15 protein-coding genes and 4 tRNA genes are annotated in these 18,900 nt (G+C 69.4%); 10 read left to right on the top strand and 9 right to left on the bottom strand.

Annotated elements, in window-relative coordinates; translation table 11 throughout:
* Positions 1-10 precede the first annotated feature (10 nt).
* Entirely contained in the window at positions 11-919 is a 909-nt protein-coding gene (locus OO54_RS30980; RefSeq protein ID WP_033208957.1) for a phosphoribosylaminoimidazolesuccinocarboxamide synthase, read from the top strand.
* A 44-nt stretch (positions 920-963) separates the two neighbouring features.
* Here the strand turns inward: OO54_RS30980 and OO54_RS30975 are convergent.
* The 4 genes from OO54_RS30975 to OO54_RS30960 form a co-directional block, all read right to left on the bottom strand.
* A tRNA-Gly gene (locus OO54_RS30975) sits at positions 964-1,039 on the bottom strand.
* Between the two features lie 137 nt (positions 1,040-1,176).
* A tRNA-Gly gene (locus OO54_RS30970) sits at positions 1,177-1,249 on the bottom strand.
* A gap of 80 nt (positions 1,250-1,329) precedes the next feature.
* Positions 1,330-1,401: transfer RNA gene (locus OO54_RS30965), tRNA-Gly, on the bottom strand.
* Positions 1,402-1,534: 133 nt separating this feature from the next.
* A complete protein-coding gene (locus OO54_RS30960) occupies positions 1,535-1,876 on the bottom strand; it encodes a histone-like nucleoid-structuring protein Lsr2 (RefSeq protein WP_033208955.1) in 342 nt (113 codons plus the stop codon).
* 366 nt (positions 1,877-2,242) lie between these two features.
* Here OO54_RS30960 and purS point away from each other — a divergent pair, with 366 nt between their 5' ends.
* Genes purS through purL form a run of 3 tightly spaced genes read left to right on the top strand, consistent with a single transcriptional unit; the run spans position 2,243 to position 5,414 of the window.
* Entirely contained in the window at positions 2,243-2,488 is a 246-nt protein-coding gene (gene purS, locus OO54_RS30955; protein WP_017240564.1) for a phosphoribosylformylglycinamidine synthase subunit PurS, read from the top strand.
* Positions 2,485-3,165 carry a phosphoribosylformylglycinamidine synthase subunit PurQ gene (gene purQ, locus OO54_RS30950; protein ID WP_017240565.1) on the top strand — a complete coding sequence of 227 codons (681 nt, stop codon included), beginning with the start codon at positions 2,485-2,487 and terminating at the stop codon, positions 3,163-3,165. Before purS ends, purQ begins: the two co-directional genes overlap by 4 nt.
* On the top strand, positions 3,165-5,414 hold the full coding sequence (gene purL / locus OO54_RS30945; RefSeq protein ID WP_033208953.1) for a phosphoribosylformylglycinamidine synthase subunit PurL: 2,250 nt from the start codon (positions 3,165-3,167) through the stop codon (positions 5,412-5,414). Before purQ ends, purL begins: the two co-directional genes overlap by 1 nt.
* Before the next feature lie 54 nt (positions 5,415-5,468).
* Here purL and OO54_RS30940 read toward each other — a convergent pair whose 3' ends face one another.
* Positions 5,469-5,879: a nuclear transport factor 2 family protein gene (locus OO54_RS30940; RefSeq protein ID WP_033208951.1), complete on the bottom strand. Its 411-nt coding sequence runs from the start codon at positions 5,877-5,879 to the stop codon at positions 5,469-5,471.
* Between the two features lie 68 nt (positions 5,880-5,947).
* On the opposite strand from OO54_RS30940, the gene OO54_RS30935 reads away from it, so the two are divergent.
* From OO54_RS30935 to purM, 4 genes are all read left to right on the top strand, one after another.
* Entirely contained in the window at positions 5,948-6,736 is a 789-nt protein-coding gene (locus OO54_RS30935) for a maleylpyruvate isomerase family mycothiol-dependent enzyme (protein WP_017240568.1), read from the top strand.
* Positions 6,737-6,864: 128 nt separating this feature from the next.
* Positions 6,865-7,680 (top strand): META domain-containing protein, encoded by an 816-nt coding sequence (locus OO54_RS30930; RefSeq protein WP_033209000.1) that lies wholly within the window; start codon positions 6,865-6,867, stop codon positions 7,678-7,680.
* A gap of 216 nt (positions 7,681-7,896) precedes the next feature.
* Complete coding sequence (gene purF, locus OO54_RS30925; RefSeq protein ID WP_033208950.1) at positions 7,897-9,423, top strand: amidophosphoribosyltransferase; 1,527 nt, start codon at positions 7,897-7,899, stop codon at positions 9,421-9,423.
* Positions 9,424-9,478: 55 nt separating this feature from the next.
* Complete coding sequence (gene purM, locus OO54_RS30920) at positions 9,479-10,546, top strand: phosphoribosylformylglycinamidine cyclo-ligase (RefSeq protein WP_033208949.1); 1,068 nt, start codon at positions 9,479-9,481, stop codon at positions 10,544-10,546.
* Positions 10,547-10,693: 147 nt separating this feature from the next.
* Here the strand turns inward: purM and OO54_RS30915 are convergent, their stop codons facing one another.
* Positions 10,694-10,945 carry a DUF3073 domain-containing protein gene (locus OO54_RS30915; RefSeq protein ID WP_017240572.1) on the bottom strand — a complete coding sequence of 84 codons (252 nt, stop codon included), beginning with the start codon at positions 10,943-10,945 and terminating at the stop codon, positions 10,694-10,696.
* A gap of 302 nt (positions 10,946-11,247) precedes the next feature.
* Complete coding sequence (locus OO54_RS30910; protein ID WP_033208999.1) at positions 11,248-12,339, bottom strand: Leu/Phe/Val dehydrogenase; 1,092 nt, start codon at positions 12,337-12,339, stop codon at positions 11,248-11,250.
* A gap of 155 nt (positions 12,340-12,494) precedes the next feature.
* On the opposite strand from OO54_RS30910, the gene OO54_RS30905 reads away from it, so the two are divergent.
* Both OO54_RS30905 and bldC read left to right on the top strand, forming a co-directional pair.
* On the top strand, positions 12,495-13,346 hold the full coding sequence (locus tag OO54_RS30905; protein WP_017240574.1) for a DUF8083 family protein: 852 nt from the start codon (positions 12,495-12,497) through the stop codon (positions 13,344-13,346).
* A 583-nt stretch (positions 13,347-13,929) separates the two neighbouring features.
* Positions 13,930-14,136 (top strand): developmental transcriptional regulator BldC, encoded by a 207-nt coding sequence (bldC, locus tag OO54_RS30900; RefSeq protein ID WP_003949541.1) that lies wholly within the window; start codon positions 13,930-13,932, stop codon positions 14,134-14,136.
* A gap of 542 nt (positions 14,137-14,678) precedes the next feature.
* On the opposite strand, the gene OO54_RS30895 is transcribed toward bldC, so the two are convergent.
* Both OO54_RS30895 and hrpA read right to left on the bottom strand, forming a co-directional pair.
* Positions 14,679-14,752, bottom strand: a tRNA-Asp gene (locus tag OO54_RS30895).
* Between the two features lie 112 nt (positions 14,753-14,864).
* Positions 14,865-18,839: an ATP-dependent RNA helicase HrpA gene (gene hrpA, locus OO54_RS30890; protein ID WP_033208946.1), complete on the bottom strand. Its 3,975-nt coding sequence runs from the start codon at positions 18,837-18,839 to the stop codon at positions 14,865-14,867.
* Between the last annotated feature and the right edge of the window lie 61 nt (positions 18,840-18,900).

Below are 18,900 nucleotides of genomic sequence, written 5' to 3'. Positions count from 1 at the left end.
CGGAGGAACCGTGTCCGGATTCGTAGAAAAGCCCGAGCCCGTCCAGGTCCCGGGCCTCACCCATCTCCACACGGGCAAGGTCCGCGACCTGTACCGGAACGAGGCCGGCGACCTCGTCATGGTGGCGAGCGACCGCATGTCGGCCTACGACTGGGTGCTGCCCACGGAGATCCCCGACAAGGGCCGGGTCCTCACCCGGCTCTCCCTGTGGTGGTTCGACAAGCTCGCCGACCTGGTCCCCAACCACGTGCTCTCCACCGAGCTGCCGGCCGGCGCCCCCGCCGACTGGGAGGGCCGCACGCTGATCTGCAAGTCGCTGAACATGGTCCCGGTCGAGTGCGTCGCCCGCGGCTACCTCACCGGCTCCGGCCTGCTCGAGTACGACGAGTCCCGCACGGTCTGCGGCCTCGCGCTTCCAGAGGGCCTGAGCGACGGCTCCGAGCTGCCCGCCCCGATCTTCACCCCGGCGACGAAGGCCGCGGTCGGCGACCACGACGAGAACGTGTCGTACGAGGAGGTCGCCCGTCAGGTCGGCGCCGAGACGGCCGCGCTGCTGCGTCAGAGGACCCTCGCCGTGTACGGGCGGGCCCGTGACATCGCCCGCGAGCGGGGCATCATCCTGGCCGACACCAAGTTCGAGTTCGGCTTCGAGAGCACCCCGGACGGCGACCGGCTCGTCCTCGCCGACGAGGTCCTCACCCCGGACTCGTCCCGCTTCTGGCCGGCCGACCAGTGGCAGCCGGGCCGCGCCCAGCCGTCGTACGACAAGCAGTTCGTGCGGAACTGGCTGACCTCGCCGGCCTCGGGCTGGGACCGCAAGAGCGAGCAGCCGCCGCCGCCCCTCCCGCAGGAGATCGTGGACGCGACCCGCGCCAAGTACATCGAGGCGTACGAGCTGCTGACCGGGACCACCTGGTAGGACAACGAGAAAGCCCCCGGTCGATTCGACCGGGGGCTTCTTCATGGAGCGGACGACGAGATTCGAACTCGCGACCCTCACCTTGGCAAGGTGATGCTCTACCAACTGAGCCACGTCCGCATGCGCCGTAGCGCGCTGCTAACTATATACCCATCGTCGGGAGTGCTCGTGACACTCCGCCGTGTGGGTTCCTTCACACGCTCCGGGGGTACGACGAAGGCCCCGGTTCCTGAGAACCGGGGCCTTCGTACTTCCTGAGCGGACGACGAGATTCGAACTCGCGACCCTCACCTTGGCAAGGTGATGCTCTACCAACTGAGCCACGTCCGCATTGCTGCCGCTCAGCTCTCACTGGGCGGTGCGAGCACCACTCTACCTGATCCACAACCGTGGTCGGTCAAGCGATGCAGAGCGGGTGACAGGAATTGCACACTGCGCCTTCCCCCTGGAAGGGGGCTGTTCTGCTACTGAACTACACCCGCACGCTGCTGGGGGCTTGGCTTTTCGGCCTCGCCCCTCGGCGTGATCCAGACTCTACCGGATCATCGGGGGTGCGATGCAAATCGGCTCGGCGGGACCCCGGCGCGAGGCCCGCCGAGCCCCTCCGTCCGTCGTTCAGCTCGCGGCGCGGAAGGCCTCGTAGACGCGCTTGGGGATCCGGCCGCGAGCGGGGACGTCCATCTTGTTGGACTGGGCCCAGGCGCGGACCGCCGCCGGGTCGGGGGCGAGCGCGGTGTGCGTGAACGTGTCGGCCGCGGGACTCCGGCCGGCCGCTACTCGGGCCGGAAGCTTGCGACCGGCGGCGAGGTAGGGCGCGAGGGTCTTGCGGAGTTTCTTTGCATTGGCAGCATTCAGGTCGATCTCGTACATCTTCCCGTCGAGGCCGAACGCGACCGTTTCAGCCGCTTCTCCGCCGTCGATGTCGTCGGAGAGAGTGACCACCACACGCTGAGCCACGGATATCGGTCCTTTCCTGCGGCCGCCGAGGTCGAGAGGACGCTTGTGACGCCTCTGACGTGCTGCGATGCCGACCGTACGGCTGTGCCGGGACAATGCTGCTTTCTTCTGGATTCCTTTGTACAGCGGCAGGCGTCGCATTGTGAAGCCCTGTCAATTGTTTCAGCGTGTCCCGGTGCATTGCGGTCCGCAATATTTCACTCGAATTTTGCGCCGGAGTGTCCGGGCGGCCTGGGGGCGTGGTTCGTGTGACCCACGCCGCTTCGAACCGGTCTTTTGTAGGATCCTTCAGATCTCTACCCGCGTAGAATTTGGAGGCAGGTACGCTGAGGGAACCGCCCACGCAACACACCACCGGGAGTGCCAGTGGCACGCGTCGTAGTCGACGTCATGCTCAAGCCGGAGATCCTCGACCCTCAGGGGCAGGCGGTGCAGCGTGCACTGCCCCGCCTGGGATTCGCCGGAATCGCCGACGTCCGTCAGGGGAAGCGCTTCGAGCTGGAGGTGGAGGGGCCGGTCGACGACGCCGCCCTCGCCCGCATCCATGAGATGGCCGAAACCTTCCTTGCCAACACCGTGATCGAAGACTTCATCGTGAAGGTGGAGTCGTGACCGCACGCATCGGCGTCGTCACGTTCCCCGGAACGCTCGACGACCGGGACGCGCTGCGCGCCGCCCGCCTCGCGGGCGCCGAACCCGTCTCGCTCTGGCACCGCGACAAGGACCTCAAGCAGGTCGACGCCGTGGTCCTGGCCGGTGGCTTCTCCTACGGCGACTACCTGCGGGCCGGAGCCATCTCCCGCTTCTCGCCGGTGATGGAGAGCATCATCGAGCAGGCGAAGGCGGGCATGCCCGTCCTTGGTATCTGCAACGGCTTCCAGATCCTCACCGAGGCCCATCTGCTGCCGGGCGCGATGCTGCGCAACAACCACCTCCACTTCATCTGCCGCGACCAGAAGCTGCGGGTGGAGAACGCGGAGACCGCCTGGACCTCGGACTACGTCCAGGGCCAGGAGATCGAGGTCCCGCTCAAGAACATGGACGGCCGGTACGTCGCCGACGAGCGCACGCTCGACGAGCTGGAGGCCGAGGGGCGGGTCGCCTTCCGCTACCTGGACATGAACCCCAACGGCTCGCTCCGCGACATCGCGGGCATCACCAACGCCGCGGGCAACGTGGTCGGCCTCATGCCGCACCCCGAGCACGCCGTCGAGCCGCTGGTCGGCACCGGCAAGACGGACGGCCTCGGTTTCTTCACCTCGATCCTCAAGAAGCTGGTCAACGCCTGATGAGCCTCGACACCGTCAAGCACGCGAGCGAGACGCCGGACAGCGAGCAGCCCTGGAAGGAGCTCGGCCTCAAGGAGGACGAGTACGCGCGCATCCGCGAGATCCTCGGCCGCCGTCCCACCGGCGCCGAGCTCGCCATGTACTCCGTCATGTGGTCCGAGCACTGCTCCTACAAGAGCAGCAAGGTCCACCTGAAGCAGTTCGGCGAGAAGGTCCCCGAGAACGACGCCATGCTCGTCGGCATCGGCGAGAACGCCGGCGTCGTCGACGTCGGCCAGGGGTACGCGGTCACCTTCAAGGTCGAGTCGCACAACCACCCCTCGTACATCGAGCCCTACCAGGGCGCGGCCACCGGCGTCGGCGGCATCGTCCGCGACATCCTCGCCATGGGTGCCCGTCCGGTCGCGGTCGTCGACCCGCTGCGCTTCGGCGCGGCCGACCACCCCGACACCAAGCGCGTGCTGCCCGGTGTCGTCGCCGGCATCGGCGGCTACGGCAACTGCCTCGGCCTGCCCAACATCGGCGGCGAAGTCGTCTTCGACTCCTGCTACCAGGGCAACCCGCTCGTCAACGCCGGCTGCATCGGCGTGATGAAGCACGAGGACATCCACCTCGCCAAGGCCTCCGGCCCCGGCAACAAGGTCATCCTGTACGGCGCCCGCACGGGTGGCGACGGCATCGGCGGCGTCTCGGTCCTCGCGTCCGAGACCTTCGACGACACCAAGCCCACCAAGCGCCCCGCCGTCCAGGTCGGCGACCCGTTCCAGGAGAAGCTCCTCATCGAGTGCACCCTGGAGATCTTCAAGGAGAAGCTCGTCGCGGGCATCCAGGACCTCGGCGGCGCCGGGCTCTCCTGCGCCACGTCCGAGCTGGCCTCCGCGGGCTCCGGCGGCATGCGGGTCGACCTCGAGAAGGTCCACCTGCGCGACGCGACGCTCTCGCCCGAGGAGATCCTCATGAGCGAGTCGCAGGAGCGCATGTGCGCGATCGTCGAGCCCGAGCACGTCGACCGCTTCCTGGAGATCTGTGAGAAGTGGGACGTCATCGCGGTCGTCATCGGTGAGGTGACGGACGGCGAGCGCCTGGAGATCTTCTGGCACGGAGAGCAGATCGTCGACGTGCCGCCGCGCTCCGTCGCCCACGAGGGCCCGACCTACCACCGGCCGTTCGCGCGCCCGGAGTGGCAGGACGCGCTCCAGGCCGACGACGCCGGCAAGCTGCCCCGGCCGCAGGACGGCGCCGAGCTGAAGGACCAGGTCCTGAAGCTCGTCTCCTCGCCGAACCAGGCCTCGAAGTCCTGGATCACGGACCAGTACGACCGGTTCGTGCAGGGCAACACGGTCCTGGCGCAGCCCGAGGACGCGGGCATGGTCCGCATCGACGAGGAGACCAACCTCGGCGTGGCCATGGCGACCGACGGCAACGGCCGGTACGCCAAGCTCGACCCGTACACGGGCGCGCAGCTCGCGCTGGCGGAGGCGTACCGCAACGTCGCCGCCTCCGGTGCGAAGCCGCTGGCCATCTCGGACTGCCTGAACTTCGGTTCGCCCGAGGACCCGGCCGTGATGTGGCAGTTCGCCGAGGCCACCCGTGGCCTCGCGGACGGCTGCCTCCAGCTGGGCACCCCGGTCACCGGCGGCAACGTCTCCCTGTACAACCAGACGGGCGAGACCGCGATCCACCCGACGCCGGTCGTGGCCGTGCTCGGTGTGATCGACGACGTGAACCGCCGCACGCCGATCGCCTTCGCGGAAGAGGGCCAGCTCCTCTACCTGCTCGGTGACACGCGTGAGGAGTTCGGCGGCTCGGCCTGGTCCGAGGTGATCCACCAGCACCTCGGCGGCATGCCGCCGGCCGTGGACCTCGACCGCGAGAAGCTGCTCGGCGAGATCCTGATCTCGGCGTCCCGCGACGGCATGATCGACGCGGCGCACGACCTGTCCGACGGCGGTCTCGTCCAGGCGGTCGTCGAGTCCTGCCTGCGCGGCGGGAACGGCGCGCGCCTGGTCGTCCCCGAGGGCCTGGACGCCTTCACGTTCCTCTTCAGCGAGTCGGCGGGCCGTGCGGTCGTCGCCGTCCCGCGCAGCGAGGAGCTCCGCTTCACCGACATGTGCGGTGCGCGGGGTCTGCCGGCGACCCGCATCGGTGTCGTCGACGGCGACGCGGTGGACGTGCAGGGCGAGTTCACGCTCTCCCTCGCGGAGCTGCGCGAGGCGCACGAGGCGACGATCCCGGCCCTGCTGGCCTGATCGGTCCCGTACGGAACGGAGCCCCCGCCCGGTAAGGGCGGGGGCTCCGTTCCGTCAGTCGTCCAGGGAGAGGAAAGCGTCCGCCTCCTCGATGTCCTCGACGCACTCGTCGATGTCGGAGGCCTTCCCCCCGATGAGGGTGAAGAAGAGGCCGCCTCGCATCGAGAGCCCCCGGTCGCCGTGGTCGGCGTGCCACTTGTGGGTCGTGAGCACATGCCCCCGCCCGTCGACGAAGACGCCGTCGAGCTCGATGCGCATGGTGCCGCCGGTGTACTCGAAGATGTCCCCGTAGTGCGCGAGGACGTTGTCCCGGCCCTTGAAGTGCCCGCCGAACCGGGTGCTGCCGGGCGAGTGGTGGGTGCAGTCGCTGGTCAGAAGGTCGCCCAGTGCCTTCATGTCACCCTTTTCGAACGCTGCGTAGCCCTGGCGCACCAGGGCGGCGTCGGGATGCTCGTGATGGGTCATGGTCCCGTCACTGCCTTTCGCGAAGGGCCTGCCCCCCTCTTCTTCAGTCTCGGGGCTAGCCTCTGCCCATGCCACCCGCCAAGAAGCGCACCCGCAGTTACGACTCCGCGAAGATCCGGGCCGCCGTGTCGGCCCAGTTCGGGAACGTACGGGAGGCGGTGGCCGCGCTCTCGCCCGAGCAGCTCGACGGACCGACGCGGCTGGGGGAGTGGACGGTACGGGAGCTGGTGGCGCACCTGGCGTGGATGGTTGACTCCGTCCCGCAGCTGCTCGCCGCGCCCGCGCCGGCCGTGAAGGACCTGGCCCTGCTGGACTGGTCGTCGATGACGGCGACGGCGGCGGAGCGGATCGACGAGCACACCCGGGGGATCGACGCGTCGGATCCGGTGGGGCTGTACGCGCGCGTGGCGGAGGAGTACGAGGCGGCGGTCGCCGGGGCGGGGGACGAGCGGCTCCTGCGGCTGAGCTTCGGCGCCATGACGCTCGGGGACTTCCTGGTCACCCGGACCGTCGAACTCGTCGTCCACACCGACGACCTGAACGCGGCGACCGGTGCGGGCATCCCGTACGACCGCCAGGCCCTGGCCGCCTGCACCCGGCTCCTGGCGGACACGCTCGCGGTGCGGGCGCCGGGCGGTGCGGTGGAGGTCAGGGTCCCGCCGTACGCGGTGGTGCAGTGCGTGGAGGGCCCCCGGCACACCCGGGGCACCCCGCCCAACGTGGTCGAGACGGATCCGCTGACCTGGATCAGGCTCGCCACCGGCCGGACGGACTGGGCGACGGAGCTGGACGAGGCCCACGTCAGCGCGAGCGGCGAACGGGCCGACCTGAAGGACCTGCTGCCGCTCATGGGCTAGGCCCTGTCCGGAAAGTCCCGCCTGGCTCTACTTTCCGGACAGGACCTGGGGGGTGTCCTGCCGAGCAGGCCGTTCGGCGATTGCCGTCGGCCCCGGAACCGTACGGCGGGTCGTTCCGTCTCACCGGCATGCCGAAGCCACGCGCAGTCGCCGTTCTGGTCCCGATCCTGCTGCTCACCGCCTGCGGTACGGAGGGGGGTGGGGGTGCCGGTTCCGGTGCGGGCGGCGTCCAGCCGGACCTGCCGGTGGCGGGGACGCACTGGACGGTGGAGGCCGTGACGGTCGACGGGCGCAGGTCGGCCGCTCCCGACGGCGCGCGCGTCGACTTCGAGGAGGGCGGCCGTGCCCGGGGGAACAGCGGCTGCAACACGTTCGGGGCCGCCGTGACGGTGAAGGGCGACACCCTGACCGTCGCGCCGGCCGAGGTGACCGAGATCGGCTGTCCCGCCGACGCCCAGCGGTTCGAGACGGAGCTGCTGAAGGCCTTCTCCGGCGCGCTCAAGGGGACGCTGAAGGGCGACGCCCTGCGGCTGGCGTCGACGGACGGCCGGAACGGTCTGGAGCTGACCGCCGAGCGGGCCGTTCCGCTGCGCGGCACCACCTGGAAGGTCGAGGGGCTGGTGTCGGGGCAGAGCGCGGCCTCGCTGCCCGCCGGCAGCGAGGGCAAGGCGCGGCTGCTCATCGGCGCGGACGGGCGGGTCACCGGCAATCTCGGCTGCAACGGTTTCTCCGCGACGGCCCGCGTCGACGAGCAGGCGCGGACGCTGACGGTCGAGGGCCCGGCGGCGACCACCCGGATGATGTGCACGAGCCCGCAGATGGCGCTGGAGACGAAGCTGTACGAGCTCCTCGACGGCCCGCTCGCCTATCGGCTGAACCACCGAACCCTGACGCTGACCGACGCCTCCGGCGAGGGCCTCACGGCGACGGCGACCACCCGCTGAGCGGGCGCCGGTGCGAACTCCGTCACATCGCGAGCGGACTCCGGGCCTGGTACGAGCGTCCGCTCGCGGGCGCTTCGGGGGCCGGAATCCCTTCGCGCGCCTGACTCGTAGGCCCCTCCAAGCCGGAAACGATCATTTCGTGTGATCGCACGAGTGGAGGGGGGCCCGGTTTTCCTCAATTCGGACCAGTGGTCGAGCCCGTCTACACTCGGAAACGTGCCACGTGGTGACGGTCGACTCAATCACGACCTGCTCCCCGGAGAGAAAGGCCCCCAGGACGCTTGTGGCGTCTTCGGTGTCTGGGCTCCGGGTGAAGAGGTCGCAAAGCTCACGTACTTCGGGCTCTACGCCCTCCAGCATCGGGGCCAGGAATCCGCGGGAATCGCGGTCAGCAACGGCTCCCAGATCCTCGTCTTCAAGGACATGGGCCTCGTGTCCCAGGTCTTCGACGAGACCTCTCTCGGTTCCCTCCAAGGTCATATCGCGGTCGGTCACGCCCGCTACTCGACCACCGGGGCGTCCGTGTGGGAGAACGCGCAGCCGACGTTCCGGGCAACCGCCCACGGCTCGATCGCGCTCGGCCACAACGGCAACCTGGTGAACACGGCGCAGCTCGCCGAGATGGTCGCGGACCTGCCCAAGAAGGAAGGCCGCTCCACCCGTGTGGCGGCCACCAACGACACCGACCTCCTCACGGCGCTCCTCGCCGCCCAGGTCGACGAGAACGGCGAACCGCTCACCATCGAGCAGGCCGCCGCGAAGATCCTCCCCGATGTCCGGGGTGCCTTCTCCCTCGTCTTCATGGACGAGCACACGCTCTACGCGGCCCGTGACCCGCAGGGCATCCGCCCGCTGGTCCTCGGACGTCTGGAGCGCGGCTGGGTGGTGGCCTCCGAGTCCGCCGCCCTCGACATCTGCGGCGCCACGTACGTCCGCGAGGTCGAGCCGGGCGAGATGGTCGCGATCGACGAGAACGGCATCCGCACCTCGCGATTCGCGGAAGCGAAGCCCAAGGGCTGTGTCTTCGAGTACGTGTACCTGGCCCGCCCGGACACGGACATCGCCGGCCGGAACGTCTACCTCTCCCGTGTGGAGATGGGCCGCCGCCTCGCCAAGGAGGCGCCGGTCGAGGCCGACCTGGTGATAGCGACGCCGGAGTCCGGCACCCCGGCCGCGATCGGCTACGCCGAGGCCTCGGGCATCCCCTTCGGTGCCGGCCTGGTGAAGAACGCCTACGTCGGGCGCACCTTCATCCAGCCCTCGCAGACCATCCGCCAGCTCGGCATCCGGCTGAAGCTGAACCCCCTCAAGGACGTCATCAAGGGCAAGCGCCTGGTGGTCGTCGACGACTCGATCGTCCGCGGCAACACCCAGCGCGCCCTGGTCAAGATGCTCCGCGAGGCCGGCGCGGCCGAGATCCACATCCGGATCTCCTCGCCGCCGGTGAAGTGGCCCTGCTTCTTCGGCATCGACTTCGCGACCCGCGCGGAGCTGATCGCCAACGGCATGTCGATCGACGAGATCGGCAAGTCGCTGGGCGCGGACTCGCTCTCGTACATCTCCATCGACGGGATGATCGAGGCGACCACGATCCAGAAGCCCAACCTCTGCCGTGCCTGCTTCGACGGCGAGTACCCGATGGAGCTTCCGGATCCCGAGCTGCTCGGCAAGCAGCTCCTGGAGACCGAGCTGGCCGCCGGTCCGGCAGCCACCGCGGCCTCCGACGCGCTCCGCCGCCCGTAAGACCCCGCTGCAATCCGCAGCACGAGCAGCACGACGACACGAAAGCTCTGAAGCCATGTCTCAGACCACCGGTGCCAGCTACGCCTCAGCCGGCGTCGACATCGAAGCGGGCGACCGCGCCGTCGAGCTCATGAAGGAGTGGGTGAAGAAGACGCAGCGCCCCGAGGTCCTCGGCGGCCTCGGCGGTTTCGCCGGCCTCTTCGACGCCTCCGCCCTCAAGCGCTACGAGCGTCCGCTGCTCGCCTCGGCGACCGACGGCGTCGGCACGAAGGTCGACATCGCCCGTCAGATGGGCGTGTACGACACGATCGGCCACGACCTGGTCGCCATGGTCATGGACGACATCGTCGTCTGCGGCGCCGAGCCGCTCTTCATGACCGACTACATCTGTGTGGGCAAGGTCCACCCGGAGCGGGTCGCCGCCATCGTCAAGGGCATCGCCGAGGGCTGTGTCCTGGCCGGCTGCGCCCTGGTCGGCGGCGAGACGGCGGAGCACCCGGGCCTCCTCGGTCCGGACGACTTCGACGTGGCCGGCGCCGGCACGGGTGTCGTGGAGTACGACCGGCTGCTCGGCGCCGACCGGATCCGTTCGGGTGACGCGGTCATCGCCATGGCCTCGTCGGGTCTTCACTCCAACGGGTACTCGCTCGTCCGGCACGTGGTCTTCGACCGCGCCGGCATGACCCTCGACCAGCAGGTCGAGGAGCTCGGCCGGACGCTCGGCGAGGAGCTCCTGGAGCCGACGAAGATCTACTCGCTGGACTGCCTGGCCCTCACCAGGACCACGGACGTCCACGCGTACAGCCACATCACGGGCGGCGGCCTCGCCGCCAACCTGGCCCGGGTGATCCCGGACGGTCTGCACGCCACGGTGGACCGTTCGACCTGGACCCCGGGTGCGATCTTCGACCTGGTCGGCAAGGCCGGCCAGGTGGAGCGGCTGGAGCTCGAGAAGACCCTGAACATGGGCGTCGGCATGATGGCCGTCGTGCCGGCCGAGTCCGTGGACGCGGCGCTGACGACGCTCGCGGACCGCGGGGTCGAGTCGTGGGTCGCGGGTGAGATCACCGAGCGCGGGGACCACGCCACGGGCGCCGAGCTGGTCGGGGACTACGCGAAGTAGGACGGGCACAGGGCATGACGTGACGGGGCGCTCCTGAGGGGCGCCCCGTACGCGTTGTCCGGGGCGGCTCACGGGGCGGCACGGACGCGGACAGCACGGAAACCCGGCCGGGTGTAGTCCCGGACCGGGTTTCGGTGATTCAGAAGGTCAAGCGCGACGCGACGCAGCAGGACCGGACTCGTCGTCCTCGTCCTCGTCGTCCGTGTTGTAGAGATCCGCGTACTGGGCGTACGGGTCGTCTTCCTCGTCGTCGTCCTCGAACGGCTCGCCATTCGGCGGCTGGCTCGAAGTCGATGCGCCCAGCTCATTGGCCAGACGCGTCAGGTCCGTCCCGCCGCTGCTGTACTTCAGCTGGCGGGCGACCTTGGTCTGCTTGGCCTTTGCCCGGCCGCGCCCCATGGCTCGACCCCCTCGGTGACGGGGCTCGGTGGCCCCAGAGTCTTGACACGCGTTCATGATTCGGAACGGACTCTCGACAGAGAGACCGGTCCGTAGGGCTTCAACGGTACCTGTTTCCGCGGGTCTACGGTACGCCGCGCGCATCACATACCCCGGTACAGAACCTTCGAGGTGCCCTTTCCTCGCTGGTCAATCGCGATTTTAACCTCTTCTGGAGGGCCGACCCGCCGAGGGGAGTGAGTGAAGTCTCCCCGGCGACGGGCCGGCCCCGGGTGCGGCGCGGTGCGCGGCACGGTCACGGCTCAGCCGCGGCGGGCCTCCGCCATGCGCTGCTCGGCGATCCGGTCGGACGCCGCGGCCGGCGGAATGCCGTCGGCCTTCGCACGTGCGAAGATCTCCAGGGTGGTGTCGAAGATCTTCGTGGCCTTCGCCTTGCAGCGGTCGAAGTCGAAGCCGTGCAGCTCGTCGGCCACCTGGATCACGCCGCCGGCGTTGACCACGTAGTCGGGCGCGTAGAGGATCCCGCGCTCCACGAGGTCCTTCTCGATGCCGGGGTGGGCGAGCTGGTTGTTGGCCGCGCCGCAGACGATGCTCGCGGTGAGGAACGGGACGGTGTCGCCGTTCAGGGCGCCGCCCAGCGCGCAGGGCGCGTAGATGTCGAGGCCCTCGACGCGGATCAGCTCGTCGGTGTCGGCGACGACGGTGACCTGCGGGTGCTTGTCGGTGATCCGGCGCACCGACTCCTCGCGCACGTCGGTGATGACGACCTCGGCGCCGTCCTCGAGGAGGTGCTCGACGAGGTAGTGGCCGACCTTGCCGACGCCCGCGACGCCGACCTTGCGGCCGCGGAGGGTCGGGTCGCCCCACAGGGTCTGCGCGGAGGCGCGCATGCCCTGGAAGACGCCGAAGGCGGTGAGGACGGAGGAGTCGCCGGCGCCGCCGTTCTCGGGGGAGCGGCCGGTGGTCCACTTGTTCTCGCGGGCGACGACGTCCATGTCGACGACGTAGGTGCCGACGTCGCAGGCCGTGACGTACCGGCCGGCGAGGGAGGCCACCATGCGCCCGTAGGCGAGCAGCAGCTCCTCGGTCTTGATCTTCTCCGGGTCGCCGATGATGACGGCCTTGCCGCCGCCGTGGTCGAGACCGGCCATGGCGTTCTTGTACGACATGCCGCGGGAGAGGTTGAGCGCGTCCGCGATCGCCTCGGCCTCGGTGGCGTACGGGTAGAAGCGGGTGCCGCCGAGGGCGGGGCCCAGGGCGGTGGAGTGGAGGGCGATGACGGCCTTGAGGCCGGATGCGCGGTCCTGACAGAGGACGACTTGCTCGTGGCCACCCTGCTCCGAGTGGAACAGAGTGTTCAGTACGTCGACAGGAACGCCGGTCACATCGGTCACGGTGGTGACTCCCAAGTACGAAGCGGCGGTTGCGGCCCTCCCTGTGGGTGGGGGAGGACCAGTTCGGCAAGAGAGTAAGTCCTACCTGGGCGTAGATCGGCCGCAGTGCTCAGGATCACCCCCTCCCGGAGTACGTCCGTGGAAGGATTCACGACATGTCGGTCGCCTCCACGGTCCCCGTTCCGTACGCCTCCTACCTGCGGGTGTACGAGCCCCTGGCCGCGTTTCCCGAGCCGGAGCGGAGCCACTGGGCCCGGTACGTCCGGCGGCCGGGCACCCCGGGGGCGCAGGAGGAGCTGCGGCGGTCGCTCGCCGACCTGCTGCCGACGCCCCCGGTGCCGGTGCCGGTCCACGAGAGCGGCGAGGCCTTCGTCGCACAGGTGGGCGGGGTGGTGGTGATCTGCCCGTGGCGGACCCGGCTGCGGGGGTGGCTGGCGATCCGGGAGCTGGTGGCCGAGGGGTATCCGGCGGCGGTCCTCGACGCGATGCTGCCGCCGGTGGTGCGGGGGCAGGTGGCCGACGACTTCGAGCGGTGGCTGAGCCGGAACCCGGACGCGCGGCCGTGGATCCGTACGGGGCTGTGGCAGGTGCCGCTGCGGTGGTTCGCGCTCTTCGGGGACGAGGAGCGGTGTTACGAGCCGGGGGACGCGGCGACGGGCCGGGCGCCGGTGCTGCGCTACCGGACGACGATGGCGCAGGCCCGTCGCCGGCTGGCGCGGGCGCTGCGGGCGCTGCGGGACTCCATCGACGAGGGGCCGATGACGGAGGGTCTGGTCGACGTGGGGCGCTGGCTGGAGGAGTTCCATCCCCGGGCGCTGGTGGAGCTGGACTTCGGCGGTCTCGTGCACGCGGTGACGGCGGAGTGGCTGGCGGAGGAGCGGTCGGCGGCGCAGCTGGCGGAGGGGATCGCCGCGCTGCGGGCGGGGGACGGCGAGGCGGCGAGCGAGGTGTACGGGCGGCTGGCGGAGCGGTGGCGGGCGGTCAGGGACCTGCGGTTCGCGAACTGACATCAGTCGGGCATCTTCGTCAGGTCGGTATCGACAAGACATGTCCGGCCGGTGTAAATGATCTTCAACGCTTTCCGGATTCCGGGGCTCCGGTGTCTTTTTCGGCCGGTCTCCGGGTCCTTCGGCACTCGTGGGGTGGGGACGTTGGTCCCGATCCGGGCCTTTGACTCAAGCGTGACGGACAGCACTTACCGCACCCTTGCGCCCATCACCCACCCTCGTGCCAAAATAGGACAAGGAGTCCGGGGAGGGTTCCTTCCGCCCAAGTAAGGGCGGATCGCTCAGCATTGCACTCTATGGGGGGTCTGAGGACTCCTGATCACCCTGTGACTGATCGTCACAGTGGTGTGACTGTCCGTTATGGCATGGTCCATCGACTTCCGCCGCTGATGAACACCTGCGAGGGCAATTCCATCGGTTTGGCCGACGTGGCTGGACGGATGGTGTAGTTGTAGTGCCGAGGACAAGCCGTTCGTCCTATAACCGACTCGGCCCGCTTCTGCCATTTCGGGCAAGGCGGGTCAAGGTGCAGAATTTAGAGGAAAGAACCGAGATTGGTTCGGTTCTCCCGAGGAGGCCGCTCATGACCGCTCGCACCCCTGATGCCGAGCCGCTGCTGACCCCTGCCGAGGTTGCCACGATGTTCCGTGTCGACCCGAAGACGGTGACCCGTTGGGCCAAGGCGGGCAAGCTCACGTCCATCCGCACCCTGGGTGGGCACCGCCGTTACCGCGAGGCCGAAGTTCGCGCACTGCTGGCGGGCATTCCGCAGCAGCGCAGCGAGGCCTGAGGTTCGCTCAACACCCCGCAGCACCCCGTAACACCGGGCACGTCCGGGTCCCCCAATCCGGTCGCCCACCCCTAGTACTGCCGACGGCTTCCTGCCCCAACAGGTCTCCGTCAACGATCGCGCTGGACTCCGCCGGGTCCGGCGCGATCTTTTTGTGTCCGGCGCCACTCCTCGAAGGGTGGTGCAATTGCACATATTAAATCGGGCCGGTGTAGGGAGGGTGTAAGTGAAGTGGTTTCTGAAACTCGTTCAGTGACACCCGTCACACTGGTGAAGCCTTGCCAAGGAACAGCCTGCCACCTCCGGGATCGCCCCCAACCCGCCGTTGGTCATGGGTTGGTGGGACTTTCGTCCCGCGTGGCCGGCGGCCCGGATCGCGAGCCCGCAGAGCCTCCTGGCGGCCGCTCCGGGAGGCCGGTGGGTCCGGGAGGGCGGCCGGGCGCGACGAGGCCGTCAGGCGGGCGCACAGCCCGCCGCACCGCGCCGCTCGGCACGGGAACGCGACGAAGGCCCACATCGTGTGATGCGGGCCTTCGTGAAAGCGATCCTGACGGGACTTGAACCCGCGACCTCCACCTTGACAGGGTGGCGAGCTAACCAACTGCTCCACAGGACCTTGTTCTCGCAGCCGCTGCGAAGTGGCTGCGAGGAAGACTGTACAGCAGGTCAGCGGTCTGGTCGAACCGAGCGCCGACAGGGTCCGCGGAAGGGCCCGGAGGCGGCGCCGGTCAGGGCGCCGCCGCGTCGATCGCCTTCACGATCCGCTTGTCCGAGATGGGGTACGCCGTGCCCAGCGCGTGCGCGAAGTAGCTCACCCGCAGCTCCTCGATCATCCAGCGGATGTCCGTGACCTCGGTCGGCACCGGGCGGCCCTTGGGGAGCTGCTCGAGCAGCCAGGCGTACTCGTCCTGCATCTCCCGGACCTTCTCCATCCGGGTGGTGTCCCGCTGGACGCCGGTCGGCATCTGCTGGAGCCGCCGGTCCGCCGCCACCAGATAGCGCATGAGGTCGGGCAGCCGCTTGAGGCCCGTACGGGTGACGAAGCCGGCCGGCACCAGCCAGGCCAGCTGCGCCCGCACGTCGGTCAGGTTGTCGATCAGGGCCAGGCTGTTCGTCGCCTTCAGCCGACGCTCGCACGCCTGCCAGGCCGCCAGGATCTGCTGGACCTGCCCCACCGTCCGCACCGTCGTGTCCACCAGGTCCGCGCGGACCTTGTCGTACAGCTTCCGGAAGGACTCCTCGTCCCAGGCCGGACCGCCGTGGTCCGCGATCAGCTTGTCGGCGGCGGCGGTGGCGCAGTCGTCGAAGAGGGCCTGGATCGAGCCGTGCGGGTTCGCGGACAGGGCCAGCTTCTGCTGGTTGGTGAGCTTGTCCGAGGCGAACTTCGCCGGGTTCACCGGGATGTTCAGCATGATCAGCTTCCGGGTGCCCCGCCACATCGCCTGCGCCTGCTCGGCCTCCGAGTCGAAGAGCCGTACGGCGACGGTCGCGCCCTCGTCCACCAGCGCCGGGTACGCCTTGACCGGCTGGCCGGCCCGGCGGGCCTCGAAGACCTTCGTGAGCGTGCCGATCGTCCAGTCCGTGAGCCCCGTGCGCTCCAGGGAGGGGCCGGAGCCGTCCGGGCCGCCCGTGGCCGCCGCGGCGGCCTGGGAGAGGGCCTTGCGGGCCTTCGGACGCAGCTTCAGCCGCAGCGTCTCCAGGTCCTTGTCCTCGGCGAGCTTCCGGCGCCGCTCGTCGACGATCCGGAAGGTCACCTTGAGGTGCTCGGGGACCTTCGCCCAGTCGAAGTCCTCCGGCGTGACCGGAACGCCGACCATCCGCTGGAGCTCGCGGGCGAGCGCGCCCGTCAGCGGCTCCTGCACGGGCACGACGGCGTCGAGGAAGCGGCCCGCGAAGTTCGGCGCGGGCACGTAGTGGCGGCGGATCGGCTTCGGCAGGGAGCGGATCAGCTCCGTGACGACCTCCGCGCGCAGGCCCGGGATCTGCCACTCGAAGCCGTCGTCCGTCACCTGGTTCAGCACCTGGAGCGGCACGTGGACGGTCACGCCGTCCGCGTCCGCGCCCGGCTCGAACTGGTACGTCACCCGGAACTTCAGCGGGCCCTGCCGCCACGAGTCCGGGTAGTCGTCCTTGGTGACCGCACCCGCCTTCTCGTTGATGAGCATCTCGCGCTCGAAGTCGAGGAACTCCGGCTCCTCGTGGCGCTTGTGCTTCCACCAGGAGTCGAAGTGGGCTCCGGACACGACGTGTTCGGGGACGCGCTTGTCGTAGAAGTCGAAGAGCGTCTCGTCGTCGACGAGGATGTCCCGGCGCCGGGCGCGGTGTTCGAGCTCCTCGACCTCGGTGAGGAGCTTGCGGTTGTCGGCGAAGAACTTGTGGTGGGTGCGCCAGTCGCCCTCGACGAGCGCGTTCCGGATGAACAGGTCCCGGGAGACCTCGGGGTCGATCCGGCCGTAGTTCACCTTGCGGTCGGCGACGATCGGGACGCCGTACAGCGTCACCTTCTCGAAGGCCATCACGGCCGCCTGGTCCTTCTCCCAGTGCGGCTCGCTGTACGTCTTCTTCACCAGGTGCTCGGCGAGCGGCTCGATCCACTCGGGCTCGATCCGGGCGTTGACCCGGGCCCAGAGCCGAGAGGTCTCCACCAGCTCGGCGGACATCACGAACCGCGGGGGCTTCTTGAAGAGCGCGGAGCCGGGGAAGATCGCGAACTTGGCGTTCCGCGCGCCCAGGTACTCGCCCCGGCCGCCCTCGCGGCGGGAGCCGTCCTTCGCGCCGTCCTTGGACTCCTTCACGTCCTTCAGGCCGATGTGGCTGAGGAGGCCGGAGAGCAGGGACACGTGGACGGACTGCTCGGGCGCGTCCTCCTCGTTGAGGTGGATGCCCATCTGCTTGGCGACCGTGCGCAGCTGGCTGTAGATGTCCTGCCACTCGCGGATGCGCAGGAAGTTCAGGTACTCCTGCTTGCACATCCGGCGGAAGGAGCTGGAGCCGCGCTCCCTCTGCTGCTCGCGGACGTACCGCCACAGGTTGAGGAAGGCGAGGAAGTCGCTCGTCTCGTCCTTGAAGCGGGCGTGCTGCTGGTCGGCCTGCGCCTGCTTCTCGGACGGCCGCTCGCGCGGGTCCTGGATGGAGAGCGCGGCCGCGATGACCATGACCTCGCGGACACAGCCGTTCTTGTCGGCCTCCAGGACCATCCGGGCGAGCCGGGGGTCCACGGGCAGCTGCGACAGCTTCCGGCCCTGCTGCGTGAGCCGCTTCTTCGGGTCCTTCTCGTTCGGGTCGATGGCGCCGAGCTCCTGGAGAAGCTGGACGCCGTCCCGGATGTTGCGGTGGTCCGGCGGGTCGATGAAGGGGAACTTCTCGATGTCGCCGAGGCCGGCGGCGGTCATCTGGAGGATGACGGAGGCCAGGTTCGTACGGAGGATCTCGGCGTCCGTGAACTCCGGACGGGTCAGGAAGTCGTCCTCCGAGTACAGCCGGATGCAGATGCCGTCGGACGTACGGCCGCAGCGGCCCTTGCGCTGGTTGGCGCTGGCCTGGCTCACCGGCTCGATCGGCAGGCGCTGGACCTTCGTGCGGTGCGAGTAGCGCGAGATGCGGGCGGTGCCCGGGTCGATCACGTACTTGATGCCGGGGACCGTCAGCGAGGTCTCGGCGACGTTCGTCGCGAGGACGATCCGGCGGCCGGAGTGGGCCTGGAAGACGCGGTGCTGCTCGGCGTGGGAGAGCCGGGCGTACAGCGGCAGGATCTCCGTGTTGAAGAGGTTCCTCTTGGTGAGCGCGTCCGCGGTGTCGCGGATCTCGCGCTCGCCGGAGAGGAAGACCAGGACGTCGCCCGGGCCCTCCTTCTGCAGCTCGTCGACGGCGTCGCAGATCGCGGTGATCTGGTCCCGGTCCGACTCCTCGGAGTCCTCCTCCAGGAGGGGCCGGTAGCGGACCTCGACCGGGTACGTACGGCCGCTGACCTCGACGATCGGGGCGTCGCCGAAGTGGCGGGAGAAACGCTCCGGGTCGATGGTCGCGGAGGTGATCACGACCTTGAGGTCGGGGCGCTTCGGCAGCAGCTGGGCCAGATAGCCGAGCAGGAAGTCGATGTTGAGGGACCGCTCGTGGGCCTCGTCGATGATGATCGTGTCGTAGGCGCGCAGCTCGCGGTCCGTCTGGATCTCGGCGAGCAGGATGCCGTCCGTCATCAGCTTCACGAAGGTCGCGTCGGGGTTCACCTGGTCCGTGAAGCGGACCTTCCAGCCGACGGCCTCGCCCAGCGGGGTCCTCAGCTCCTCGGCGACGCGCTCCGCGACCGTGCGGGCCGCGATCCGGCGGGGCTGGGTGTGCCCGATCATGCCCCGGACGCCCCGGCCGAGCTCCAGGCAGATCTTCGGGATCTGGGTGGTCTTTCCGGAACCCGTCTCACCGGCGACGATCACGACCTGGTGGTCGCGTATCGCCTCCAGGATCTCGTCCTTCTTCTGTGAGACGGGCAGCTGCTCGGGGTACGTGACCGCGGGCACGCGGGAGGCGCGCCCGTCGACGCGCTCCTTGGCCTTGGCCGCCTCGGCGGCGATCTCGTCCAGGACGGCCGCGCGGGCCTCGGGCTTGCGGATGCGGCGGGCGCCTTCGAGACGGCGGCCGAGCCGGTGGGAGTCCCGCAGCGAGACCCCGGCCAGGACGGACTGGAGGGCGGCGAAGGAAGTAGACATACGGGATCCAGGATCGCACCTGCGGCCGAGAAGCGGCGAACCGATTTACGACCGTCCGGCG

The sequence above is a fragment of the Streptomyces wedmorensis genome (assembly GCF_000716445.1).
GTDB lineage: Bacteria > Actinomycetota > Actinomycetes > Streptomycetales > Streptomycetaceae > Streptomyces > Streptomyces wedmorensis.
This window is presented reverse-complemented; position numbering and strand designations above follow the sequence as displayed.